The organism is Pseudomonas flexibilis (assembly GCF_000802425.1).
Lineage (GTDB): Bacteria > Pseudomonadota > Gammaproteobacteria > Pseudomonadales > Pseudomonadaceae > Serpens > Serpens flexibilis.
In genome coordinates this window covers 1-25,082 of the sequence record NZ_JRUD01000020.1, presented here as the reverse complement: position 1 = coordinate 25,082, position 25,082 = coordinate 1, and the positions used below count along the sequence as shown (strand labels likewise).

Sequence of the window (25,082 nt, the reverse complement as noted above, 5' to 3'; positions counted from 1 at the left end):
GCGCCGGAGCCCGCCGAAAGATTAAAGAACAGCCTTGGGGTAGGAACCGAGCACCTTCAGCGCCACCGATTCGTCGGCGAGCTTCTCCAGCACACCCTTGACCAGCGGGTCCTTGTGGTGGCCGACGAAGTCGATGAAGAACACGTAGGTCCACTTGCCGCTGCGCGACGGGCGGGTCTCGATGCGGGTGAGGTCGATGCCGTTGGTGTGGAACGGCAGCAGCAGCTCATGCAGCGTGCCCGGCTTGTTGCGCATGGAGACGATGATCGAGGTCTTGTCGTCGCCGGTCGGCGGCACTTCCTGGTTACCGATGATCAGGAAGCGCGTGGAGTTGTCCGGACGGTCCTCGATCTTCTCGTGCAGCTTGGTCAGACCGTACAGGGTCGACGCCATGTCGCCGGCGATGGCCGCGCTGTTCCACTCGCTCTTCACCCGCTTAGCCGCCTCGGCGTTGCTGGAAACCGCCACGCGCTCGACATTCGGGTAATGGGCGTCCAGCCACTTGCGGCACTGGGCCAGCGACTGGGCGTGGGAATAGATGCGCGAGATCTTGTCGGTCTTGGTGGTCTCGCCCACCAGCAGGTGGTGGTGGATGCGCAGCTCCACCTCGCCGCAGATCACCAGGTCATGTTCGAGGAAGCTGTCCAGGGTGTGGTTGATCGCGCCCTCGGTGGAGTTCTCCACCGGCACCACGCCGAAGTTCACCGCGCCGGCGGCCACTTCGCGGAACACCTCGTCGATCGCCGCCATCGGCTTGCTCTTCACCGCCGCGCCGAAGTGCTTGAGCACCGCGGCGTGCGAGAAGGTGCCTTCCGGGCCCAGGTAGGCGACCTGCAGCGGCTGCTCCAGGGCCAGGCACGAGGACATGATTTCGCGGAACAGGCGGGCCACCTCTTCGTTGTCCAGCGGCCCCTTGTTCAGCTCCATGATGTGCTTGAGCACCCAGGCCTCGCGCTCGGGGCGGTAGAACACCACCTCCTCGCCCGGCTGCAGGCTGGCGGTCTTCACCCGCGCCACGTCCTGGGCACAGCGCGCACGCTCGCTGATCAGCTCGAGGATCTTCTCGTCGAGGCTGTCGATGCGCACGCGCAGCGCCTTGAGCTGATCGGCGTCGCTCATCAGGCGTGCTCCTTCTCGAACTCGGCCATGTAGGCGACCAGCGCCTCGACGGCGTCCAGGCCGGTGGCGTTGTAGATCGAGGCGCGCATGCCGCCCACCGAACGGTGGCCCTTGAGGTTCAGCAGGCCACGGGCGTCGGCGCCGGCCAGGAAGGCCTTGTCCAGGCGCTCGTCGGCCAGGCGGAACGGCACGTTCATCCAGGAGCGGGCGTTCTTGCTCACCGGGTTGCTGTAGAACTCGCTGGCGTCGATGGTGCTGTACAGCAGTTCCTGCTTGGCGTGGTTGCGGCGGGCCATGGCCTCGACGCCGCCCTGCTCCTTGACCCACTCGAACACCAGGCCGGCCAGGTACCAGGAGTAGGTGGCCGGGGTGTTGTACATGGAGCCGTTGTCGGCGGCGGTCTTGTAGTCGAGCATGGTCGGGCAGATGGCCCGGGCGCGGCCGATCAGGTCTTCGCGGATGATCGCCACCACCAGGCCGGACGGGCCGATGTTCTTCTGCGCGCCGGCGTAGATCATGCCGAACTGCGAGACGTCCACCGGGCGGGACAGGATGTCCGAGGACATGTCCACCACCACCGGCACGTCACCCACCTCGGGCACCCAGTCGAACTGCACGCCGCCGATGGTTTCGTTGCTGCAGTAGTGCAGGTAGGCGGCGTCCGGGGTCAGCTGCCAGTCGTTCTGGCCGGGAATGGCGAAGTAGTCCAGCGACTTGCCGCTGGCCGCCACGTTGACGTTGCCGAAGCGGCGCCCTTCCTCGATGGCCTTCTTCGACCAGATGCCGGTCTCCACGTAGTCGGCGGTGGCGCCTTCGGGCAGCAGGTTCAGCGGAATCTGCGCGAACTGCTGGCTGGCGCCGCCCTGCATGAACAGCACCTTGTAGTGGTTGGGCACGTTCATCAGCTCGCGCAGGTCCTGCTCGGCCTTCTCGGCGATGGCCACGTACTCGTCGCTGCGGTGGCTCATTTCCATGACCGACAGGCCCTTGCCGTGCCAGTCGAGCATCTCGGCCTGGGCGCGTTCCAGGACGGCGGTGGGAAGGGCTGCGGGGCCTGCACAGAAGTTATGGGCTCGTTTCACGTCGTTCTCTCTCGATTCGCCGCACACCAGGCCACCCGGCGCTGGTGCTGTTCGTGCGAAATCTGGCGCCGGGGCGCCAGATCCGTCAATTCTTGTCTCCCCGGCCTGCTGCCCGGGAACGCGACGGGCGGCACTTGGCCGCCCGTACGTGCGCTTAAACGTCCGACGCCTCGTCGGCGTCCTCGCCCGCTTCGGGCACAGCGTCCTCTTCGCCCTCGAGCGCGTCATCCTCGACGTTGGTCGGCTCCTGGACACGTTCGAGGCCGACCAGCACCTCGTCCTTGGCCAGCTTGATCAGGGTGACGCCCTGGGTGTTGCGGCTCAGGCTGGACACCTCGTCGACACGGGTCCGCACCAGCGTGCCCTGGTCGGAGATCAGCATGATCTCCTCGCCGTCCTGCACCTGGATGGCGCCGACCAGCTTGCCGTTGCGCTCGTTGGTCACCATGGCGATCACGCCCTGGCCACCCCGGCCGCGCTGCGGATACTCGTCGATCGGCGTGCGCTTGCCGTAACCGTGCTCGGAGGCAGTGAGGATCTGCGCGTCGCCCTCGGGAATGATCATGGAAATCAGCTGCTGGCCGTCCTGCAGGCGCATGCCGCGCACGCCGCGGGCGGTACGGCCCATGGTGCGCACGTGGCCTTCCTTGAAGCGGATGACCTTGCCGGCATCGGAGAACAGCATCACTTCGCGGCTGCCGTCGGTGATGGCGGCGGCGATCAGGGTGTCGCCCTCCTCCAGGCGCAGGGCGATCAGGCCGCTGCTGCGCGGCTTGCTGAACTGCACCAGCGGGGTCTTCTTCACGGTGCCGTTGGCGGTGGCCATGAAGATGAAGGCGCCGGTCACGACCTCTTCGGCTTCGCCGGCCTCTTCGCCCTCGGCCAGATCCTCGACCTCGTCGTGTTCGACCACCTCATCCAGCTCGTCGTCTTCCGGCGCCTGCTGACGCAGCGCTTCCAGGTCGACCTGCAGCATGGCGGTGATGCGTTCGTTCTCGTCCAGCGGCAGCAGGTTGACCAGCGGCCGTCCGCGCGCGGTGCGCGAGGCTTCCGGAATCTCGTAGGTGCGCAGCCAGTAGACCTTGCCCTTGCTGGAGAACAGCAGCAGCGTGGCGTGGCTGTTGGCGACCAGCAGGTGCTCGACGTAGTCCTCGTCCTTCACGCCGGTGGCCGACTTGCCCTTGCCGCCACGGCGCTGGGCTTCATAGGAAGCCAGCGGCTGGCTCTTGGCGTAGCCGCCGTGGGAAATGGTCACCACGCGCTCTTCCTCGGGAATGAGGTCGGCGATGGTCAGGTCGGCGTGGGACGCCATGATTTCGCTGCGGCGCGCATCGCCGAACTCGCTGCGCACCTGCTCCAGCTCCTCGCGGATCACCTCCAGCAGGCGCTGCGGGTTGGTCAGGATGCGGATCAGCTCGCCGATCTGATTGAGGATCTCCTGGTACTCGCCGAGCAGCTTCTCGTGCTCCAGGCCGGTCAGGCGGTGCAGGCGCAGGTCGAGGATGGCCTGGGCCTGCTCCGGCGACAGGTAGTACTTGCCGTCGCGCAGGCCGAATTCTTCCGGCAGGTCCTCGGGGCGGCAGGCATCGGCGCCGGCGCGCTCGACCATCGCTTCCACGGCGGAGGATTCCCAGCCGGTGGCCAGCAGACGCTCCTTGGCCTCGGCCGGGGTCGGCGACTTCTTGATCAGCTCGATGACCGGGTCGATGTTCGACAGGGCGACGGCCTGGCCTTCCAGGATGTGGCCGCGCTCGCGCGCCTTGCGCAGTTCGAAGATGGTCCGACGGGTCACCACTTCACGGCGGTGACGCACGAACACCTCGAGCATGTCCTTGAGGTTCAGCAGGCGCGGCTGGCCGTCGACCAGGGCCACGTTGTTGATGCCGAACACGCTCTGCATCTGGGTCTGGGCGTAGAGGTTGTTGAGCACCACCTCGCCGACTTCGCCCCGGCGCAGCTCGATGACGATGCGCATGCCGTCCTTGTCGGACTCGTCGCGCAGCTCGCTGATGCCTTCGATCTTCTTCTCTTTCACCAGCTCGGCGATCTTCTCGATCAGCCGCGCCTTGTTCAGCTGGTAGGGCAGCTCGGTGACTACGATCTGCTGGCGGCTGCCGGCCTTGTCCATGTCCTCGACGGTGGCGCGGGCGCGCATGTACACGCGGCCACGGCCGGTGCGATAGGCCTCGATGATGCCCGCGCGGCCGTTGATGATGCCGGCGGTGGGGAAGTCCGGACCGGGGATGAACTGCATCAGCTCATCGACGGTCAGCTCCGGGTTGTCGATCAGCGCCAGGCAGCCGTCCACCACCTCGCCCAGGTTGTGCGGCGGGATGTTGGTGGCCATGCCCACGGCGATACCGGCCGAGCCGTTGACCAGCAGGGCGGGAATCCGGGTCGGCAGGACTTCGGGGATCTGCAGGGAGCCGTCGTAGTTGGGCACCCAGTCCACGGTTTCCTTGTGCAGGTCGGCCAGCAGTTCGTGGGCCAGCTTGGTACGGCGCACTTCGGTGTAACGCATGGCTGCGGCGCTGTCGCCGTCCACCGAACCGAAGTTGCCCTGGCCGTCCACCAGCAGGTAGCGCAGCGAGAAGGGCTGCGCCATGCGCACGATGGTGTCGTACACCGCCGAGTCGCCGTGAGGGTGATATTTACCGATCACGTCGCCGACCACACGGGCCGACTTCAGGTAAGGCTTGTTCCAGTCGTTGCCCAGCTCGCTCATGGCGAACAACACCCGGCGGTGCACCGGCTTGAGGCCGTCGCGGGCATCCGGCAGTGCACGGCCGACGATGACGCTCATCGCGTAATCGAGGTAGGACTGTTTCAGCTCGTCTTCGATGTTGACCGGGAGGATTTCTTTGGCCAGTTCGCCCATGGAAGCCTGGTTCCTTTAGTCAGCAGGGTCCTGCAATAAGCGCGGGATGGTATCACAGCTTGCCGCGTCAGGCTTCAGGACCCAGGCCGCAACTTTCCGTTACCGGGCGGGATGTTGCGTGACGCGCGCGCCCTTCAATGCAGGCGCTTGCGGCACATCAGCCCGGCCAGCTTCGCGGCATCGGGACGCTCGATCACGCCGCGCTCGGTGACGATGACATCGATCAGATCGGCCGGCGTCACGTCGAGCACCGGATTGAGCACACCGATGCCATTGGCCGGATCGAGCACCTCGCTCGCCGCACGCTCTTCCAGGGGAAGGTCATCGCCATGCTCGAGGCCCAGATCGATGCAGGCGCTGGGTGCCGCCACCATCACCCGCAGGCCATGGTGCATGGCCAGAACGGTCAGCGGATAGGTGCCGATGGCGGCCGCCACGTCGCCGTTGGCGGCGATGCGCTCGGCACCGACGATCAGCCAGCCGATGCGCTCGCTCTTCATCACATGCCCCACTGCCGCGTCGACGCATACGGTGGTCGGCACGCCGTCGCCGTGCAGTTCCCAGGCGGTCAGGCGCGAGCCCTGCAGCCAGGGACGGCCCTCGCCCACGAAGACCTGCTCGACCAGCCCGTCCAGCGCACCGGCGCGGATCACGCCCAGGGCGCTGCCAAAGCCGCCGCTGGCCAGGGCGCCGGCGTTGCCATGGGTCAGCACGGCATGCACGCCTTCGTCATGCCGGCGCAGCAGCTCCAGGCCGAACTGGGCGATGGCCAGATTGGCCTCGCGGTCGCTGGCCAGGATGCTGCCGGCCTCGGCTTCCAGCGCCGCCTGCGGATCTTCGCCGGGCGCCAGCCGCCGCAGGCGATTGCGCAGGCAGGTCAATGCCCAATCCAGGTAGGCGGATCCCGGCTGCGCGTCACGCAGGTGCTGGAAATCCGCCTCCAGCGCCGCCTGCCAGTCACCACCGGCAGCCAGCCGCGCGCGCAGGCCGAGCACCAGGCCGTAGGCCGCCGCGATACCGACGACTGACGCGCCGCACACGGCCCGTTCGCGGATCGCTTCGGCCACGGCGCCAGCGCTGTCCAGCGCCAGCCAGGTCTCCCGGGCCGGCAGCAGACGCTGGTCCAGCACATGCAGGAGGCCCTCGCGCCACTCAAGCGCCTTCACCCGTTCCGCCGCCAGCAATCGCTCACGCATGTCCACCGCCCACCCGACACAAAGGGCGCGGATTATACGCACATCGACGCCCCAGCCACCTACGCAGGCCGCTGCTTTGGTCGCACAAAAGCTCGCGAATGAATTCGCTCCCACAGCGTCCCGTGCAGGGCACTGCTTCTTCTGTCGGAGCGGACTTGTCCGCGAGCTTTTCGCGCAGCCCCCGGAAGCTCGCGAATAAGTTCGCTCGCACGGGGCCCGCGCCGTATTGCCGCCCCCCTTCAAACCCACCCGGCGCAGCCGTACACTGCCCGGCCTGCCATCGGTTTTGTGAACGCCACCATGCCCGCCGCCGCCCCGCTCGACCTCCTTCTGTTACCCGAATGGGTGGTTCCGGTGGAGCCGGCCGGCGTGGTGCTGAAGAATCACGCGCTGGGCATCCGCGACGGGCGCATCGCCCTGCTCGCCCCGCGCGAACAGGCCCTGCGCCTGGAGGCCCGCGAGGTGCGCGAGCTGCCCGGCATGCTGCTCGCCCCCGGGCTGGTGAATGCCCACGGCCACGCCGCCATGAGCCTGTTTCGCGGCCTGGCCGACGACCTGCCGCTGCTGCCCTGGCTGCAGGACCATATCTGGCCGGCCGAATCGGTGTGGGTGGACGAGGATTTCATCCGTGACGGCAGCGAGCTGGCCATCGCCGAACAGCTCAAGGGCGGCGTGACCTGCTTTTCCGACATGTACTTCTACCCGCGAGTGACCAGCGAGGTGGCGCACCGCGCCGGCGTGCGCGCGCAGCTCTGCGTGCCGCTGATGAATTTCGCCGTGCCGGGAACGCTGGATGCCGGCGACGCGGTGCGCCAGACCCTGCAGTTGTTCGACGAACTGCGCCATCATCCGCGCCTGTCGGCGGCATTCGGCCCGCACTCGCCCTACACGGTCACCGACGAACAGCTGGGCCAGGTGATGATGCTGGCGGAACAGCTGGACGCCAGCATCCAGATGCACGTGCACGAGACCGCGCTGGAAGTGCAGCAGAGCCTGAACACCCACGGCGAGCGGCCGCTGGCGCGCCTGCAGCGCCTGGGCCTGCTCGGCCCGCGCTTCCAGGCGGTGCACATGACCCAGGTGAACGACGAGGACCTGCAGCGCCTGGTGGAAAGCAACAGCAGCGTCATCCACTGCCCGGAGTCCAACCTCAAGCTGGCCAGCGGCTTCTGCCCGGCGGAACGCCTGTGGCAGGCCGGCGTCAACGTGGCCATCGGCACCGACGGCGCGGCCAGCAACAACGACCTGGACCTGCTCGGCGAAATCCGCACCGCCGCCCTGCTGGCCAAGGCGGTGCACCAGGATGCCAGCGCCCTGGACGCGCACCGCGCGCTGCGCATGGCCACCCTGAACGGCGCCCGGGCGCTGGGCCTGGAGCACGACTGTGGCTCGCTGGAGGTCGGCAAGTGGGCCGACCTGGCGGCCTTCGACCTGTCCGGCCTGTACCAGCAGCCGGTCTACGACCCGGTGTCGCAGCTGATCTATACCGGCAGCCGGCATTGCGTGCGGCATGTGTGGGTGGGCGGCAAGCAGCTGCTCGACGACGGCCGGCTGACACGCCTCGACGAGGAACGCCTGGCGGTCACCGCCCGCGCCTGGGGCGCGAAGATCGCTGCCGGACGCGCCACGCCGCGTCGCTGAACGCGACTCAGCGCTTGAGGAGCCGCTGGCGATACTCCCCCGGCGTCTGCCCGGTCCACTGCTTGAAGCTGCGATGGAACGAGCGCGGCTCGCCGAAGCCCAGGTAGCAGGCGATGTCCTGGATCGGCAGGTCGTCATGGCGCAGGTAATGCTCGGCCAGCTCGCGGCGCAATTGATCGAGGATCGCCTGGTAGCTGGTGTCAGCCGCCTGCAGGTGGCGTTGCAGGGTGCGCGGGGTCATGTGGAACCGCGCGGCCACCCGTTCCTTGCCCGGCAGCCCGTCCCGGAGCATCTCGCGCAGCACCGCGCGGACCCGCAGCGGCAACGGCTGATCGTCCTCCAGGCTATCGAGCAGGCCCATGGCGTGCGCCTCCAGGGCCCGCAGCAGGCCGGCGTCGGCCTGGCGCAGCGGCAGGCGCAGGTAGTCGCCCGGCACCAGCAGCGCGCTGTGCGGCTGCTCGAACAGCACCCGACAGCCGAACACCCGCTGGTAGTCCTCGACCCGGCAGCCGGCCGGCAGCGCATGCTCCAGGTGCACCTCGGCGGGCGAATGCTCAACCCCGGCGATCCAGCGCGCGTAATGCAGCCAGGAGGCCAGCACGTTCTCGATCAGGTGCCGGCGCACCGGCTGGTGCGGGTGGCGGCAGTGCCAGCTCAGGCACACCTGGTCACCCCGGTTGTCGATGCGGCTGGTGCCCATGTCGCCGACCAGCCGCTCGTAGGGCAGGATGCGCGCCATCGCCTCGCCGAGGGTGGCGCAGTTCATGGTGATGTAGCCCAGAACGCTCCAGGAGCCGGGCTGCACATGGCGCGCGGCGTGCAGGCCGAACAGCGGATCGGCGGACTGCCGCAGCAGGTGTTCGAGCAGGCGCTCGTGCTGTTCGCTGGGCACCCGCTGGCCGTTGTCGGCCAGGCACTCGGCGCTCAGCCCGGCGGCCTCCCGCGCCGCCGCGCAATCCAGGCCCAGCGCCTGGGCGTGACTGAGGTACTTGAGCAGGACGGGCACCGCCGTGTAGCCGAGAGTGTGCATGCGGTCGTGGTTTGGCTCGATTGGCGAATGGGCCTGGCCGGATCGGACAGTGACCGGCGCGGGCGGCTGGCTAGTATAGGCAGCCGACACGCGAGGCCGACAAGAGGGGAACCGGGCATGCGCCGCTGGAACGGATGGGGAGACGAACGCACCGAGGTGCATCTGCCGGACGCCGGCGCGGCGTTCCTCGCCGCCCGACTCGGGCCGGGCCAGCCGCTGGCCGACGCCAGCCTCGCCGAGGTGCTCGCCCAGGTGCCGCCGTCGCGCCTGCCCGAGCACCCGCTGATCACCCGCGACGCCGAGGCGCGCATGCGCCACGCCCGTGGCCAGAGCCTGCCGGACTGGCTGGCGATGCGCTCCGGCGCGTTTGGCGTGTTCCCCGACGCGGTGGGCCTGCCGGAAACCCCGGCGCAGATCCGCGCACTGCTGGACTGGGCGCGGCAGCAGGACGCCGTGGTGATTCCCTACGGCGGCGGCACCTCGGTGGCCGGACACATCAACCCGGCCGCCTCGCCGCGACCGGTGCTGACCCTGTCGCTGGCGCGCATGACCCAGCTGCTCGACCTGGACGAGGAGAGCCGCATCGCCACCTTCGGCCCCGGCGCCAACGGTCCGCAGGTGGAAGCCCAGCTGCGCGCGCGGGACTACACCCTCGGCCACTTCCCGCAGTCCTGGGAACTGTCCACCCTCGGCGGCTGGGTGGCCAGCCGCTCCAGCGGCCAGCAGTCGCTGCGCTACGGGCGCATCGAGCAGCTGTTCGCCGGCGGCACCCTGGAAACCTTCGCCGGCAGCCTGCAGCTGCCGACCTTCCCGGCCTCGGCCGCCGGTCCCGACCTGCGCGAGCTGGTGCTGGGCAGCGAGGGCCGCTTCGGGGTGATTTCCGAAGTCAGGGTGCGGGTCAACCCGCTGGCCGAGCAGGAGCGTTTCTACGCGGTGTTCCTGCCCGACTGGCCGCGCGCCCTGGCCGGCGTGCGCGCCCTGGCCCAGGCGCGCATTCCGCTGTCGATGCTGCGCCTGTCCAACCCGATCGAGACCGAAACCCAGCTGGCGCTGGCCGGCCACCCGCGGCAGATCGCCCTGCTGGAGCGCTACCTGGCGCTGCGCGGCGCCGGCGCCGGCAAGTGCCTGCTGACCTTCGGGGTGACCGGCGAGCGCCGCCAGAACGCCCTGTCGCTGCGCCAGACCCGGCGCCTGCTCAAGCGCTTCGGCGCGGTGTTCACCGGCACCCTGCTCGGCCGCAAGTGGGCCGAGGGACGCTTCCGCTTCCCCTACCTGCGCCACGGCCTGGCCGACCAGGGCGAGCGCGTGCACGTGTTCACCCACCTGTCGCACGTCTACGGCCAGGGCTCGAGCCTGTACACCACCTACCTGTTCCGCCCGGGGCCGGACTACGCCACCGCGCTGGCGCGCTGGCGGGTGCTCAAGCACGCGGCCAGCCAGGCCATCGCCCGCCACGGCGGCACCATCAGCCACCAGCATGGCGTCGGCCGCGACCACGCCCCCTATCTGGAACACGAAAAGGGTCCGCTGGGCCTGGCGGCGCTGCGCAGTCTGGCGCGGCACTTCGATCCCGACCAGCGCCTGGCCCCCGGCGTGCTGCTGGAGGACTGAACCATGGCCTGGAACGCCGCCTGGCGCGACGCGCTGCTGCCCGAGCTGGCCGCCAGCGAATGGGACCTGATCGTGGTCGGCGGCGGCATCACCGGCGCCGGCATCCTCCGCGAGGCCGCCCGGCGCGGCTGGCGCTGCCTGCTGCTCGAGCAGCGCGACTTCGCCTGGGGCACCTCCAGCCGCTCGTCGAAGATGGTGCACGGCGGCCTGCGCTACCTGGCCAAGGGTCGGCTGGGGCTGACCCGCGACGCGGTGCGCGAACGCCAGCGGTTGCTCGACGAACTGCCCGGGCTGGTCGAGCCGCTGCCCTTCCTGTTCCCCCATTACCGGGGCCGCTTTCCCGGGCCGCGCCTGTTCGGCGGCCTGCTCGGCGTCTACGACGCCCTGGCCGGCCAGCGCCAGCGCCGCTATCACCCGGCCGGCGAACTGGCCTGCCTGGCGCCCGGCCTGGACGACCCCGTCCTGCTCGGCGCCAGCCGCTTCGGCGACGCCGTCACCGACGACGCGCGACTGGTGCTGCGCGTGCTGCAGGAGGCGCGCGCCGCCGGTGGCCAGGCGCTCAACGGCGTGCGCGTGGTCGAGTTGCTGCGCGACGGCGGGCGGGTGGTCGGGCTGCTCGCCGAGGACCGCGAGCGCGGCCAGCGCCTGACCCTGCGCAGCCGCATGCTGGCCCTGGCCACCGGCGCCTGGAGCGACCAGTTGCGCGGCAGCCGCGACATCCGTCCGCTGCGCGGCAGCCACCTGCTGCTGCCGGCCTGGCGCCTGCCGGCGGCCCAGGCGCTGAGTTTCCGCCACGCCCGGGACGGCCGCCCGGTGTTCGTCTTCCCCTGGGAAGGCGCCACGGTGATCGGCACCACCGACCTGGATCACGACGACACGCTGGAACAGGAGGCACGCATCAGCCCCGCGGAAATCGATTACCTGCTCGCCGCCTGCCACCAGGTGCTGCCGGGCGCCGCCATCCGCCACGCGGACATCCTCTCCACCTGGGCCGGCGTGCGTCCGGTGGTCGGCGCCGCCGCGCCTTCGCGCCGGCGGCCTTCCGACGAAAAGCGTGAACACACGCTGTGGAGCGAGCCGGGCTGCGTGACCCTGGCCGGCGGCAAGCTCACCACCTTCCGCCTGCTCGCCCTGGAGGTGCTGCGCGCCTGCGCGGCGCAGCGCGGGGAAACCCTCAATGTCAGCGAAGCGCCGCTGTTTCGCGCCCCGCCCCCCGTCACCCTGCCCGGCCTGTGCCGGAGCCAGCACCGTCGCCTGGCAGGACGCCACGGTCATCGGCTGCCACGCCTGGCCGAGTTGCTGGCTGAGCTCGGAAGCGAACGGGTCGGCGCCACGCCCACGCTGTGGGCGGAGCTGGCGCTGGCCTGCGAGGACGAACTGGTGCTGCACCTGGATGACCTGCTGCTGCGCCGCACCCGCCTGGGCCTGCTGCTGCCACGCGGCGGCGCCGAGCTGCTGGCGGACATCCGCGCGCTGTGCCAGCCGCGCCTGGGCTGGAGCGACGCGCGCTGGCTGCGCGAGCTGCGCGACTACCAGCAGCTGTGGCAGACCTGTTACGGGCCGGGAGAGCGAGCATGAGCGCGCCGCGCTACCTGCTGGCCATCGACAACGGCACCCAGAGCGTGCGCGCGCTGCTCTTCGACCTGGCCGGCAACCTGCTCGGCAAGGGCAAGGTGGAACTCGAGCCCTACTACGCCGCGCAGCCCGGCTGGGCCGAGCAGGACCCGGAGTACTACTGGCAGAGCCTGGGCGAGGCCTGCCGGCGGCTGTGGCAGGCGACCGGCGTCGACCGCGGCCTGATCGCCGGGGTGGCGCTGACCACCCAGCGCGGCACGCTGATCAACGTCGACGCCGACGGCCGACCGCTGCGTCCGGCGATCCTCTGGCTCGACCAGCGCCGCAGCCCGCCGCAGGGGCGCATCCGCGGCCCGTGGGGCTGGCTGTTCCGGGCGCTGCGCGTCGAGGACACCGTCGACCACTTCCGCAGCCAGGCCGAGGCCAACTGGATCGCCGCCCAGCAGCCGGAGATCTGGGCGCGCACCGACAAGTTCCTGCTGCTCTCCGGGTTCCTCACCCACCGGCTGTGCGGGCGCTTCGTCGATTCGGTGGGCAGCTGCGTGGCCTACCTGCCGTTCGACTACCGCCGCCTGTGCTGGGCGCGCCCTGGCGACTGGAAGTGGCAGGCGCTGCCGGTCACCCCGGCGATGCTGCCGGAGCTGGTCAAGCCGGGCGAAGCGCTGGGCCGCATCACCGCCGCCGCCAGCGCCCACACCGGCATTCCCGAGGGCCTGCCGCTGATCGCCGCGGCCGCCGACAAGGCCTGCGAAGTGCTCGGCGCCGGCGGCGTGGACCCGCGCATCGCCTGCCTGTCCTACGGCACCACGGCGACCATCAACACCACCCGCGCCCGCTACCTGGAGATCAACCCGCCGCTCCCGCCGTATCCGGCCGCGCTGCCCGACCACTTCAACACCGAGGTGATGCTGTTTCGCGGCTTCTGGATGGTCAGCTGGTTCAAGGAGCAGTTCGGCCACCTGGAGCGCCAGCGCGGCCTGGAACTGGGCGTGGAGGCCGAGACGCTGTTCGACGAACTGGTCGAGCGCGTGCCGCCCGGCGCCATGGGTCTGACCCTGCAGCCGTTCTGGTCGCCGGGCATCCGCGAACCGGGCCTGGAGGCCAAGGGCGCGATCATCGGCTTCGGCGACGTGCACACCCGCGCGCACCTGTACCGCGCCATTCTCGAAGGCCTGGCCTACGGGCTGCGCCAGGGCAAGGAGCGCATCGAACGGCGCTCCGGCACGCGCATCGAGCGCCTGCGCGTGTCCGGCGGCGGTTCGCAGAGCGACGCCGCCATGCAGCTGACCGCCGACATCTTCAACCTGCCGGCCGAGCGCCCGCACCTGTACGAGACCTCCGGGCTGGGCGCGGCCATCGATTGCGCGGTGGGCCTGGGCCTGCACCCGGACTTTCCCACGGCCATCGCCGCCATGACCCGCCCCGGCCGGCTGTTCACGCCGAACCCGCAGGCGGCGGCGACCTACGAACGGCTGTATCGCGAGGTCTACCTGCGCATGTACCGACAGCTGCGGCCGCTGTACCGCAGCATCCGCGAGATCACCGGCTACCCGCCCTGACGGCTCACTCGGCGAACGGCCAGGTGTCGGGCACGCCCGGCTCGCTCGGGCCGTGCAGCGGCTTGACCGCCCGGGTCTCCTCGAACCACAGCCAGGCGTCGAACTGTTCCCCCAGCTCGGCATGGAAGTAATGGCTGACCCGCTCGGTGCGCGGCCGGTAGATGACGCCGATGGCCCGCTCCAGTCTTGGCTCCAGCAAGGCCGCGCGCAGCTCGGCGCGCCCGGGGCCGCGCCAGTCATACAGCGCGGTGGACTGGCCGGCCTGCAGGAACAGCCGTTCCCAACTGTCGGCCCGGGAGGGCAGCACTGACCTGACCTGCATCGGCTCGTCCCAGTTGTCGGCGGCGGCCACCTCGCCCCGGTCGGTGGACTGGCCGATCAGCACCGCGTCGCGGCCGAAGGCGGTGCGGCACAGCTCGCCCAGGTTGGTCTGCCCGCTCCAGCCCATCTCGGTGGCGCCGGCGTTGCCCAGGTGCGAGTTGTGCGCCCAGACCAGCGCCTTGGCGTCGGGGCCGCGATGCTCCAGCAGCGCCCGTAGGGTCTCGAACATGTGCCGGTCGCGCAGGTTCCAAGAGGCCGTGGCGCCCCGGTACATGGCCCGGTAGTACTGCTCGGCGGCCAGCACCACCCGGGCGTTGCGCTCGGCGTGGAAGAACGCCTCGTCGTCCGCTTGCAGGTCCTGCAGGCGCAGCGCCAGCAGCTCGCGCAGCTGCTCCACCACCGCCTGCTCACAGGACGGCTCACCCGCCAGGGTCACCTGTTGGCCGTAAGCGGCCGGCTCGTCCTGCCAGGGCGTCAGGCAGCCGTAGCGCCGACGGGCACGCTGCGCGGCGTCGGGGTCGCGGCCATCCAGATAACGCAGCACGGCTTCCAGCGAGGCGCCGAGGCTGTAGACATCCAGCCCGCGAAACTCCACAGGCCGTTCGGCGCCCTGGTTGAAGTCACGCAGCCAGCGCACGAAGCCGTCCACTTCACGGTTGCGCCACATCCACAGCGGAAAGCGCCGAAAGGCCGTCTGCCGCCAGTCGTGCAGCGTTCGCCCGCGCGCCCAGGCATCCACGGCGGCGGCATCCGGCCAGTCGCCTTCCACCGCGACGATGGAGAAGCCATGCCGCTCGATCAGCCTGCGACTGATAGCCGCACGGGCGCGGTAGAACTCCGAGGTGCCATGGCTGGCCTCGCCGATCAGCACCACCCGCGCGTCTCCGAAGCGGTCGAAGGCGGCGGCGAACTCCGGATCGTCCAGCGCCGGCAGCGGCTCGGCGTGGCGGCGCAGCAGCGCGGCGAGCAGGGCTTCGTCTGAGGTGCGGGACATGCGAGCGGCCCTCATCGGTACGTTCGCGGATGACTCGGCGGATTGGCCGGTGTTCCTCATCCGGGACATCCGGCTCACCGACACTGTTTGGCCAGCATATCTATATGAATAAAAAGAATTTCTTTCGAAATTCTTATATCCGTATATTCGCCACCCATAAGCCGCGTACTCATAGGCAAACCGTTGAGCCGCGCATTCGTGCCAGGGCACGCATGCGACTCGACGTGCCCTGCGATTTTCATCCGATTTTCGCAAGGAGCCTTCCCATGAATGCGGTAGCCCCTCTTTTTTCCGCACCTACTCAGTCGTTCGAAATCCGCCCCTTCAATGCCGCGCTCGGCGCAGAAATCGTCGGTATCGACTTGGCCCGTCCGCTGAACGACGCTGACTTCGCCCGCGTGCATCGCGCCCACCTCGACCACGGGGTACTGGTCTTTCGTGACCAGCAGCTGACACCCGAACAGCACATCGCCTTCAGCCGTCGCTTCGGCGAGCTGCAGATCCACGTGCTGCGCCAGTTCCTGCTGGCCGGACACCCGGAAATCTTCATCATCTCCAACGTCATCGAGAACGGTCAGCCGGTCGGGCTGGGCGATGCCGGCAAGTTCTGGCACTCGGACCTGTCCTACAAGGACATCCCCAGCCTGGGCTCGATGCTCTACGCCCAGGAGCTGCCTGCCGAAGGCGGCGACACCCTGTTCGCCTCGCAGCAGGCGGCCTATGACACCTTGCCGGCCGAGGTAAAGAAGCTGCTGGAAGGCAAGCGTGCGGCGCATTCCTACGTTGCCCGCTACAACGACGAGGTGTTCGCCGGCGTGCAACGCCCTACCCTGACCGCCGAGCAGCTCGCCCAGGTGAAACCCGCCATCCACCCGGTGGTGCGCACCCACCCGGAAACCGGCCGCAAGGGGCTGTTCGTCAACGAGAACTTCACCACCCACATCCTCGACCTGCCGGCCGACGAAAGCCGCGACCTGCTCAAGGAGCTCTATACCCACAGCGCCAGGCCGGAATTCATCTACCGCCACCAATGGCAGGCCAACGATCTGGTGTTCTGGGACAACCGCGCCCTGATCCACCTGGCCACCGGCTGCCCCAGCCACCTGCGTCGCCGCATGCACCGCACCACCATCCAGGGCGATGTGCCGTTTTGAGTCAGGAGCCGGTCATGAATGCCTTTACCCCCGCACCCTCCCTATTACGTGCCGCCTCGACCACCACCCTGCTGGAAGTCGATGGTGTCAGCCTCGAATACCGTACCGCCGAGCGCAGCGTGCGGGCCACGCACCAGGTGAGTTTCGCCGTCGATCCGGGTGATCGTTTCATCCTGCTCGGCCCGTCGGGCTGCGGCAAATCCACGCTGCTCAAGGCAGCGGCCGGCTTCCTGCAACCCCAGGAGGGCGAAATGCGCCTGGCCGGCCAGCGCATCGACGGCCCGGGCGCCGACCGCATCGTGGTGTTCCAGGAGTTCGACCAGTTGCTGCCGTGGAAGACGGTCAAGCAGAACGTGATGTTTCCGCTGCTGGCCTCGCGCACCGTCACCCGGGCCGAGGCCGAGGCACGGGCGGTGCTGTACATCCACAAGGTCGGCCTGGGCAGCTTCGCGGATGCCTACCCGCACACCCTCTCCGGCGGCATGAAGGCCCGCGTGGCCATCGCACGCGCGCTGGCCATGCAGCCGAAGATCCTGCTGATGGACGAGCCGTTCGCCGCGCTGGATGCGCTGACCCGCCGCAAGATGCAGGAAGAGCTGCTGGCGCTGTGGCGCGACGTGAACTTCACGCTGCTGTTCGTCACCCACTCCATCGAGGAGGCGCTGATCGTCGGCAACCGCATCCTGCTGCTCTCGCCCCATCCGGGCCGGGTGCGCGCGGAGATCAATTCCGAACAGTTCGACCTGACCAGTTCCGGCAGCGAGGCCTTCCAGGCCGCCGCCCAGCGCATCCACCGCCTGCTGTTCAACGAGTCGGCGCCTGCCGAATCCGCCTACCAGGACACCGCTGTCTTATTGAGGAGCGCTCCATGACGGCACACATCCCTTCGCGCCCCGAGTATGAGATCGCGCTGGCGCCCTTCACCGAGAAACCACTGGAGCACACCCTGCCGCTGGCCACCCGCCTGTGGCAGTACGGCTGGCTCCGCAAGGGTCTGATCCTGATCGTCCTCGCGGTGATCTGGGAGCTGGTGGCCCGCAACCAGGACAACGACCTGCTGCTGCCCGGTTTTCTGCAGACCGCCGAAGCGCTGTTCAACGGCCTGGCCAGCGGCGAGCTGCTGGTCAAGTCGGCCGCCTCGCTGGACGTGCTGCTGCGCAGCTACCTGATCGGCATCCTGCTGGCCTTCGGGCTGACCACCCTGGCGGTGTCCACACAACTGGGCCGCGACCTGCTGTCCACGCTGACTTCAATGCTCAACCCGCTGCCGGCCATCGCGCTGCTGCCGCTGGCGCTGCTGTGGTTCGGCCTGGGCGAAGGCAGCCTGATCTTCGTGCTGGTGCACTCGGTGCTCTGGCCGATGGCCCTGAACACCTACGCCGGCTTTCTCGGCGTGTCGGAAACCCAGCGCATGGCCGGCCGCAACTACGGCCTCAAGGGCGTGCGCTTCGTGGCCCTGATCCTGGTGCCGGCGGCCCTGCCGGCGATCCTCTCCGGCCTCAAGGTGGGCTGGGCCTTCGCCTGGCGCACGCTGATCGCCGCCGAGCTGGTGTTCGGCGCCTCGTCCGGCCAGGGCGGCCTGGGCTGGTACATCTACCAGAACCGCAACGAGCTCTACACCGACAACGTGTTTGCCGGCCTGACGGTGGTGATCCTCATCGGCCTGCTGGTGGAAAACCTGATCTTCAACGGCCTCGAGCGCATCACCATCAAGCGCTGGGGCATGCAACGCTAAGGAACCCCCATGATGAGCAATATCGTCTTCATCACCGGAGCCACCTCCGGCTTCGGCCGCGCCAGCGCACGGCGCTTCGCCGCTGCCGGCTGGTCGCTGGTGCTCACCGGCCGCCGTCTGGAGCGCCTGCAGGCCCTGCAGGACGAGCTGGGCGCGCAGGTACCGGTGCACATCGCCGCCCTGGATGTGCGTGACGAACAGGCCGTGCGCCAGGTCGTCGCCGGGCTGCCGACAGGCTTGCGTCAGGTGAAAGCCCTGATCAACAACGCCGGCCTGGCCCTGGCGCCGCAAGCCGCCCAGCACGTGGACCTGGCTGACTGGCACACCATGATCGACACCAACATCAAGGGCCTGGTGAATGTCACTCACGCGTTGCTGCCGACCCTGATCGCCACCGGCGCGGGCGCCAGCATCGTCAACCTGGGCTCGGTGGCCGGCCAGTGGCCCTACCCGGGCAGCCATGTGTACGGCGCCAGCAAGGCCTTCGTGCAGCAGTTCAGCTACAACCTGCGCTGCGACCTGATCGCCACCGGCGTGCGCGTCACCGACATCGCCCCCGGCATGGCCGAAACCGAGTTCACCCTGGTGCGCACCAAGGGCGACCAGGCGGCCTCCGACCGACTGTACCGCGGCACCACGCCGCTGACCGCCCAGGACATCGCCGAGCAGATCTTCTACGTGGCCACCCTGCCCGACCACATCAACATCAATCGCCTGGAAGTCATGCCGACCCGCCAGGCCTGGTCGAACTTTTCCGTCGACCGCGACTGATCCTTCATAGGTTCGGTACGACAAGGCAGCCGAGCGCAGGCTTGTCGCACAGAACCTGAAACGCCCATGAGACCGGACCGCCGGATCATGGCTTCTGCACCCAGAACGCTCTGATCCGAGGTCTTGAAATGAAACTGAAGAACCTGGCCGGCATCGGCCTGCTGTCCGCAACGCTACTGACCACTTCCGCCGCCCAGGCCGAAGGCACCCTGCGCCTGGCGCAGCAGTTCGGCATCGCCTACCTGCTGCTGGACGTGGCGCGTGACCAGAAACTGATCGAAAAGCACGGCAGGGCCGAAGGCGTCGACATCCACGTGGAGTGGAAACAGATCTCCGGCGCCGCCGCCATGAACGAGGCGCTGCTGGCCGGCGCGCTCGACGTGGTCACCGCCGGCACCCCACCGATGCTCGGCCTGTGGGACCGTACCCATGGCCGACAGAACATCAAGGGCATCGCCGCGCTGGGTTCGATCCCCAGCTACCTGCTGACCAACAACCCGGCCATCCAGTCGCTGGACGACTTCACCGAGAAGGACCGCATCGCCGTGCCCTCGGCCATCGTCGGCTTCCAGCCGCGCACCCTGCAGATCGCCGCCGCCGAGCGCTATGGCAACGAGCAGTTCAAGCGCTTCGATCCGATCACCATCAGCCTGCCGCACCCGGATGCCACGGCGGCGCTGCTGACCGGCGCCTCGGAAATCACCGCGCACTTCTCGTCCGCGCCGTTCCAGTACCAGGCACTGGAAAACCCCAAGGTGCGCAAGCTGCTCAGCTCCTATGACGTGCTCGGCGGGCCGGGCACCATGAACGTGCTGTACACCACCGAGAAATTCCACAACCAGAATCCGAAGACCTACCGCGCCTTCTACAAGGCGCTGGAAGAGGCGGAAGGCTTCGTGAAGGCCAACCCGGACGAGGCCGTGGCCATCTATATCCGCCAGCAGAACTCGCGCCTGGACCCGGCATTCCTGAAGAAGGTCGTTCTGGACCCGGAAGTGGAGTTCACCATCACCCCGCAGCGCACCTTCGTGTACGCCCGCAAGATGCACGAGCTGGGCATCCTCAAGCAGCAGCCGAACGATTGGAAGGACTACTTCTTCCCGGCCGTGCACGCGCGTTCCGGCAGTTGATCGCAGGGTGGTCAAGGCAAAACCTTGGCCACCGACGCGACATCGGTGCAAGCCGCAGCGGCGGCCGGAAATAACGCCGATCGCCCTACGAGGCCGGTGCGCGTTGCAACCATAGGGTGGACAACGTTTTCTTGTCCACCATCGCGCCGGCACCACGCGTAGGGCGGCCAGCACAGCGCTGGCCGCCCTACGCTTCCCCATCGGAAAGCTTTGGAGCATCGATGAGCCTTTCACCTCACTTCCACGAACCCCGCCTGGAAGCCCTGCTGCCCGGCTTCGCTGCCAGCGCCGCCCAGCGCGACCGGGCCGGCGGGCACGCTGCCGCCGAAAAGGCGCAACTGCGCGACGCCGGCCTGCTCAGCCTGAGCATCCCCAAGGCCCGGGGCGGAGACCAACTGCCCTGGCCTGATCTGTACCGCACCATCCGCCGCCTGGCCGCGGTGGACAGCGCCCTGGCCCACGTCCTGGCCTTTCACCACCTGCAGGTGATCACCGTGCTGATCTACGGCAGCACCACGCAGCATGACGCCCTGCTGATCCCGACACGCGAACAGGGCCTCTGGTGGGGCAACGCCATGAACCCGCTGGACAAGCGCCTGATCGCCACGCCGGTGGCCGGCGGCTATCGGCTGAGCGGCATCAAGTCGTTCTGCTCCGGCGCCCGCGGTTCGGACTGGATGACCCTCGCGGCCCACGTCGAAGGCCAGCCCTTCCCCCTGCTGGCCGTGACCCCGACCGCCAGCACGAAGCAACTGGACGACTGGAACACCATCGGCCAGCGTCAGACCGACAGCATTTCGGTGGTCTTCGAGGACGTGTTCCTGCCCCGGGAGCAGGTGCTCAAGCAGCCGGATGTGGCGCCGGCACCGGCCCACACCCTGCGCAACTGCTTCGCCCAGCTGGTGCTGGTCAACCTGTATGCCGGGATTGCCGAAGGTGCCCTCACCACCGGCATCGGCGCCGTGCGCGAATCTCGCGCCTGGATCAGCGCCGGCGTCGATCAACGGACGGACGACCCGTTCCAGCAGAACCGCGTCGGCCTGCTGGATGCCCAAACGGCCGGCGCCACCGCCGCCGCCGACCGCGCTGCCGAGCTGCTGACCCTGGCCTACGAAAAAGGCGCAGCACTGACCGGCGATGAGCGCGGCGAAGTCTCCATCGCCATCGCCCGCGCCAAGGTGCTGGCCCACCAGGTCAGCCTGACGGCCAGCCAGGAACTGTTCGAAATGACCGGTGCACGCGGCACCGGGCATGCCGAGGCCCTCGACCGCTTCTGGCGCAATGCCCGCACCCACACTCTGCACGACCCGCTCGACTACAAGCTCAACCAGCTGGGGCGCTGGCGCCTCAAGGGCGAGTGGCCCAATCCGCAGTTCTACGCGTGAACGGGGCGCACGGCGCCGCTGCGACCGATGGCCGCACTGCCCGGCTCAAGACCGGGATCAACGGTGCCGCATTGGGCAAGCCCTTGAATAAACTGGCATCATGTCGACCTTTTTCCGCCGCCGGCTGCGGCGCCAGTTTCAGGGAAACCGTCATGAGCAACGTCGATCGCGCCGAAATCGCCAAGTTCGAAGCCCTCGCCCACCGCTGGTGGGACATGGAGAGCGAGTTCAAGCCGCTGCACGAGATCAACCCGCTGCGCGTCAACTGGATCGACGAGCGCGTCGGCCTGGCCGGCAAGAAGGTGCTGGACGTCGGCTGCGGCGGCGGCATCCTCAGCGAGGCCATGGCCCGCCGGGGCGCCACGGTGACCGGCATCGACATGGGCGAGGCGCCGCTGGGCGTCGCTCAGCTGCACCAGCTGGAATCCGGCGTCGAAGTGGAATACCGACAGATCACCGCCGAGGCCCTGGCCGAAGAGCAGCCCGGCGAATACGACGTGGTCACCTGCCTGGAGATGCTCGAGCACGTGCCGGACCCGGCCTCGGTGATCCGCGCCTGTCACACGCTGGTCAAGCCCGGCGGCCAGGTGTTCTTCTCGACCATCAACCGCAATCCCAAGGCCTACGCCTTCGCCATCCTCGGCGCCGAGTACCTGCTGCGCCTGCTGCCGCGTGGCACCCATGACTTCAAGAAGTTCATCCGCCCCTCGGAGCTGGGTGCCTGGAGCCGCGCCGCCGGCCTGGAAGTGAAGGACATGATCGGCCTGACCTACAACCCGTTCACCAAGCACTACAAGCTGGAGAACGACGTGGACGTCAACTACATGATCCAGACCCTCAAGGAGGCCTGATGCGCTTGCGCGCTGTTCTGTTCGACATGGACGGTACCCTGCTGGACACGGCGCCGGACTTCATCGCCGTGTGCCAGGCCATGCGCCGCGAGCGCGGCCTGCCGCCGGTGGCGGACGCGGTAATCCGCGACGTGGTCTCCGGCGGTGCCCGCACCATGGTGGCCGCCACCTTCGACATGTCGCCGCTGGACGAAGCCTTCGAGCCGCTGCGCCAGGAATTCCTCGAGCGCTACCAGGATCACTGCGCCGTGGAGACCTGCCTGTTCGACGGCATGGGCGAGCTGCTGGACGACCTGGAAAAGTCCCGGCTGGTGTGGGGCGTGGCCACCAACAAGCCACTGCGCTTCGCCGAGCCCATCATGCGCGGCCTGGGGCTCGCCGAACGCTCGGCGGTGCTGCTGTGCCCGGACCATGTGCCGCGCAGCAAGCCGCACCCGGACATGCTGCTGCTGGCCTGCCAGCAGATGGACATCGAGCCGTCCGCCGTGCTGTTCGTCGGCGACGACCGCCGCGACATCGAGGCCGGCCAGGCCGCCGGCACGCGCACGGTGGCGGTGCGCTACGGCTACATCCACCCCGAGGACAATCCCGGCAACTGGGGCGCCGACGCGGTGATCGACCACCCGCTGGAGCTGCGCAAGGTCATCGACCAGGCGCTGTGCGGCTGCTGAGTCCGTATCCTTTTCTGTAGAGAGACCGAGTCATGTTCGAATACACCGCCCGTCCCGATCTGCTCAAGGGCCGGATCATCCTGGTTACCGGCGCCGGTCGCGGCATCGGCGCCGCGGCCGCCAAGGCCTACGCCGCCCACGGTGCCACCGTGCTGCTGCTGGGCAAGACAGAGGAAAACCTGGATCGCGTCTACGACGAGATCGTCGCCGCCGGCCATCCCGAGCCGGTGAGCATTCCGTTCAATCTGGAAACCGCCCTGCCACACCAGTACGACGAACTGGCGGCGACCATCGAGCGCGAATTCGGCCGCCTGGACGGCTTGCTGCACAACGCCTCGATCCTCGGTCCGCTGACGCCGCTGGAGCAGCTGTCCGGCGACAACTTCATGCGTGTCATGCAGGTGAACGTCAACGCCGTGTTCATGCTGACCAGCACGCTGCTGCCGCTGCTCAAGCTCTCCGAGGACGCCTCGGTGGTGTTCACCTCCAGCAGCGTGGGCCGTAAGGGCCGCGCCTACTGGGGTGGCTATGCGGTGTCCAAGTTCGCCAACGAAGGGCTGATGCAGCTACTGGCCGACGAGGTGGACGGCATCGCCCCGGTGCGCGCCAACAGCGTCAACCCCGGCGCCACCCGCACCGACATGCGCGCCAAGGCCTACCCGGGCGAAGACCCGCTGACCCTGCCGACCCCGGAAGCGATCATGCCGGTGTACCTGTACCTGATGGGGCCGGACAGCAAGGGCGTGAATGGCAAGGCGTTCGACGCGCAGTAATCCCGGTTGAAATAAAAAACCCGCCTGATGGCGGGTTTTTCATGGGCGGCTGGCTTAGCGCTTGCGATCGAAGCCGGGGCGCATGCCTTCGCCGGCCGGCACGCTGCGGCGATTCACCGGAGCCTTCGGACGCGGCTTGGCCGGACGCTCACCCTGAGCCGGACGATCGGCATTCGGACGGGCCGGACGCTTGTCGGCCGGACGCTCCGACTGCGGACGCGGCTTGCGCTGCTCACCGGCAGCCGGACGGTCACCTTGCGGGCGCGGCTTGCGCTCGCCATCGAACGGGCGGTCGCCCTGCGGACGCGGCTTGCGCTGCTCACCGGCAAACGGGCGGTCGCCTTGCGGGCGCGGCTTGCGTTGCTCACCGGCAAACGGACGGTCGCCTTGCGGGCGCGGCTTGCGCTCGCTGTCGAACGGACGGTCACCCTGCGGACGGGGCTTGCGCTTGACGTCGCCGGGACGTTCGGCCACCTCGGAACGCCCCGGGCGGGCAGGCCGGGCGTCGTCACGGCGCGGCTTGTGGCGACCCGGGCGCTCGCTGGGGCTCAGCGGCTTGGCGGACTTCTTCTGCAGGCGCTCCATGCGCTCGCGGAACTTGGTGGTGACTTCCGGCAAGGCCACCGGGGTCAGGCCGACTTCCTCACTGAGGATGTCGACTTCCTTCTGGGTCATTTCGCGCCAGCGGCCCATGATCAGTTCGGAGGTGAGGAACACCGGCCCGAAGCGCACGCGCTTCAGACGGCTGACCACCACACCCTGGGATTCCCACAGGCGGCGTACTTCGCGGTTGCGGCCTTCCATCACCACCACATGGAACCAGCGGTTCAGGCCGTCGCCACCCGGGGCTTCCTGGATGTCGGTGAACTTGGCCGGACCGTCCTCGAGCATGACGCCGGCCTTCAGGGTCTCGATCATCTCTTCGGTGACCTCGCCACGCACACGCACCGCGTACTCGCGGTCCATCTCGTAGGACGGGTGCATCAGGCGGTTGGCCAGCTCACCGTCGGTGGTGAACAGCAGCAGGCCGGTGGTGTTCAGATCGAGGCGACCGATGTTGATCCAGCGGCCGCTCTGCAGGCGCGGCAGGCGGTCGAACACGGTCGGGCGACCTTCCGGATCGCTGCGGGTGCAGACTTCACCGTCGGGCTTGTTGTAGATGAGCACGCGGCGCACCACCTGGGCGGCTTCGTCCAGGCGCAGGCTGCGGTCATCCAGCTGGATACTGTCGTGCGGTTCGATGCGCTGGCCAAGGGTGGCGACCTGGCCGTTGACCTTGATGCGTCCGGCGCTGATCCAGCCCTCGATGTCACGGCGCGAGCCGAGGCCCAGGCGCGCCAGGACCTTCTGCAGCTTCTCGCCGGAAACGGGTTGGGGGAATTGGTCTTGGTTCTGATCGGTCATCTGGGCACCTCCCGGTGTAGCGGGTCCGATATAGGGGGCGCGAATCATACACGCAATGAAACGGCACCGCACCGAACCTGTGGGAGCGAATTCATTCGCGAGCTTTTGGGCGCCCGGCTAGGGGCACCCGGCTAGGGGCGCCCGGCCAGGGGCGCTGGCCGGGCGCAACCACCGGAAAAGCTCGCGGACAAGTCCGCTTGTA

The 25,082-nt window shown here is 68.7% G+C and carries 20 protein-coding genes; 13 read left to right on the top strand and 7 right to left on the bottom strand.

Annotated elements, in window-relative coordinates; genetic code table 11:
- Positions 1-21: 21 nt before the first annotated feature.
- The 4 genes from pheA to mtnA all read right to left on the bottom strand — a co-directional run bounded on the left by pheA (position 22) and on the right by mtnA (position 6,275).
- The gene (gene pheA, locus SF06_RS13155; RefSeq protein WP_039561950.1) at positions 22-1,119 is read right to left on the bottom strand and encodes a prephenate dehydratase; all 1,098 of its coding nucleotides are present in this window, start codon (positions 1,117-1,119) and stop codon (positions 22-24) included.
- Complete coding sequence (serC, locus tag SF06_RS13150) at positions 1,119-2,201, bottom strand: 3-phosphoserine/phosphohydroxythreonine transaminase (RefSeq protein WP_039561948.1); 1,083 nt, start codon at positions 2,199-2,201, stop codon at positions 1,119-1,121. The genes pheA and serC overlap by 1 nt, the downstream gene beginning before the upstream one ends.
- A gap of 154 nt (positions 2,202-2,355) precedes the next feature.
- Positions 2,356-5,079, bottom strand: coding sequence for a DNA gyrase subunit A (gene gyrA / locus SF06_RS13145; RefSeq protein ID WP_039561944.1), 2,724 nt, complete (start codon positions 5,077-5,079; stop codon positions 2,356-2,358).
- A 134-nt stretch (positions 5,080-5,213) separates the two neighbouring features.
- On the bottom strand, positions 5,214-6,275 hold the full coding sequence (gene mtnA, locus SF06_RS13140) for an S-methyl-5-thioribose-1-phosphate isomerase (RefSeq protein WP_039561941.1): 1,062 nt from the start codon (positions 6,273-6,275) through the stop codon (positions 5,214-5,216).
- 300 nt (positions 6,276-6,575) lie between these two features.
- On the opposite strand from mtnA, the gene SF06_RS13135 reads away from it, so the two are divergent.
- A complete protein-coding gene (locus SF06_RS13135) occupies positions 6,576-7,916 on the top strand; it encodes a TRZ/ATZ family hydrolase (protein ID WP_039561938.1) in 1,341 nt (446 codons plus the stop codon).
- A gap of 7 nt (positions 7,917-7,923) precedes the next feature.
- Here the strand turns inward: SF06_RS13135 and gliR are convergent, their stop codons facing one another.
- Positions 7,924-8,946, bottom strand: coding sequence for an AraC family transcriptional regulator GliR (gene gliR / locus SF06_RS13130; RefSeq protein ID WP_039561935.1), 1,023 nt, complete (start codon positions 8,944-8,946; stop codon positions 7,924-7,926).
- Positions 8,947-9,063: 117 nt separating this feature from the next.
- Between gliR and SF06_RS13125 the strand changes: the two genes are divergently transcribed.
- Genes SF06_RS13125 through SF06_RS13115 form a run of 3 tightly spaced genes read left to right on the top strand, consistent with a single transcriptional unit; the run spans position 9,064 to position 13,691 of the window.
- Entirely contained in the window at positions 9,064-10,557 is a 1,494-nt protein-coding gene (locus SF06_RS13125) for an FAD-binding oxidoreductase (RefSeq protein WP_039561933.1), read from the top strand.
- Positions 10,558-10,560: 3 nt separating this feature from the next.
- Entirely contained in the window at positions 10,561-12,135 is a 1,575-nt protein-coding gene (locus tag SF06_RS13120) for a glycerol-3-phosphate dehydrogenase/oxidase (RefSeq protein ID WP_039561928.1), read from the top strand.
- Entirely contained in the window at positions 12,132-13,691 is a 1,560-nt protein-coding gene (locus tag SF06_RS13115) for an FGGY-family carbohydrate kinase (RefSeq protein ID WP_039561927.1), read from the top strand. Before SF06_RS13120 ends, SF06_RS13115 begins: the two co-directional genes overlap by 4 nt.
- Positions 13,692-13,695: 4 nt before the next feature.
- On the opposite strand, the gene SF06_RS13110 is transcribed toward SF06_RS13115, so the two are convergent.
- On the bottom strand, positions 13,696-15,021 hold the full coding sequence (locus SF06_RS13110; protein ID WP_039561925.1) for an erythromycin esterase family protein: 1,326 nt from the start codon (positions 15,019-15,021) through the stop codon (positions 13,696-13,698).
- A 251-nt stretch (positions 15,022-15,272) separates the two neighbouring features.
- On the opposite strand from SF06_RS13110, the gene SF06_RS13105 reads away from it, so the two are divergent.
- From SF06_RS13105 to SF06_RS13065, 9 genes are all read left to right on the top strand, one after another.
- On the top strand, positions 15,273-16,160 hold the full coding sequence (locus SF06_RS13105) for a TauD/TfdA dioxygenase family protein (RefSeq protein WP_039561923.1): 888 nt from the start codon (positions 15,273-15,275) through the stop codon (positions 16,158-16,160).
- A 14-nt stretch (positions 16,161-16,174) separates the two neighbouring features.
- Entirely contained in the window at positions 16,175-17,032 is an 858-nt protein-coding gene (locus tag SF06_RS13100) for an ABC transporter ATP-binding protein (RefSeq protein ID WP_039561919.1), read from the top strand.
- Positions 17,029-17,895: an ABC transporter permease gene (locus SF06_RS13095; protein WP_039561917.1), complete on the top strand. Its 867-nt coding sequence runs from the start codon at positions 17,029-17,031 to the stop codon at positions 17,893-17,895. The genes SF06_RS13100 and SF06_RS13095 overlap by 4 nt, the downstream gene beginning before the upstream one ends.
- A 9-nt stretch (positions 17,896-17,904) precedes the next feature.
- Positions 17,905-18,666 (top strand): SDR family NAD(P)-dependent oxidoreductase, encoded by a 762-nt coding sequence (locus SF06_RS13090; protein ID WP_076380910.1) that lies wholly within the window; start codon positions 17,905-17,907, stop codon positions 18,664-18,666.
- 128 nt (positions 18,667-18,794) lie between these two features.
- Complete coding sequence (locus SF06_RS13085; RefSeq protein ID WP_039561914.1) at positions 18,795-19,796, top strand: ABC transporter substrate-binding protein; 1,002 nt, start codon at positions 18,795-18,797, stop codon at positions 19,794-19,796.
- Between the two features lie 221 nt (positions 19,797-20,017).
- Entirely contained in the window at positions 20,018-21,181 is a 1,164-nt protein-coding gene (locus SF06_RS13080; protein WP_052199820.1) for an acyl-CoA dehydrogenase family protein, read from the top strand.
- 152 nt (positions 21,182-21,333) lie between these two features.
- A complete protein-coding gene (gene ubiG / locus SF06_RS13075; RefSeq protein WP_027591358.1) occupies positions 21,334-22,032 on the top strand; it encodes a bifunctional 2-polyprenyl-6-hydroxyphenol methylase/3-demethylubiquinol 3-O-methyltransferase UbiG in 699 nt (232 codons plus the stop codon).
- Positions 22,032-22,703 (top strand): N-acetylmuramic acid 6-phosphate phosphatase MupP, encoded by a 672-nt coding sequence (mupP, locus tag SF06_RS13070; RefSeq protein WP_027591359.1) that lies wholly within the window; start codon positions 22,032-22,034, stop codon positions 22,701-22,703. Before ubiG ends, mupP begins: the two co-directional genes overlap by 1 nt.
- A 32-nt stretch (positions 22,704-22,735) precedes the next feature.
- Positions 22,736-23,476, top strand: a complete 741-nt coding sequence (locus SF06_RS13065; protein WP_039561912.1) for a YciK family oxidoreductase — start codon at positions 22,736-22,738, stop codon at positions 23,474-23,476.
- A gap of 54 nt (positions 23,477-23,530) precedes the next feature.
- Here the strand turns inward: SF06_RS13065 and rluB are convergent, their stop codons facing one another.
- Complete coding sequence (gene rluB, locus SF06_RS13060; RefSeq protein WP_039561907.1) at positions 23,531-24,880, bottom strand: 23S rRNA pseudouridine(2605) synthase RluB; 1,350 nt, start codon at positions 24,878-24,880, stop codon at positions 23,531-23,533.
- Between the last annotated feature and the right edge of the window lie 202 nt (positions 24,881-25,082).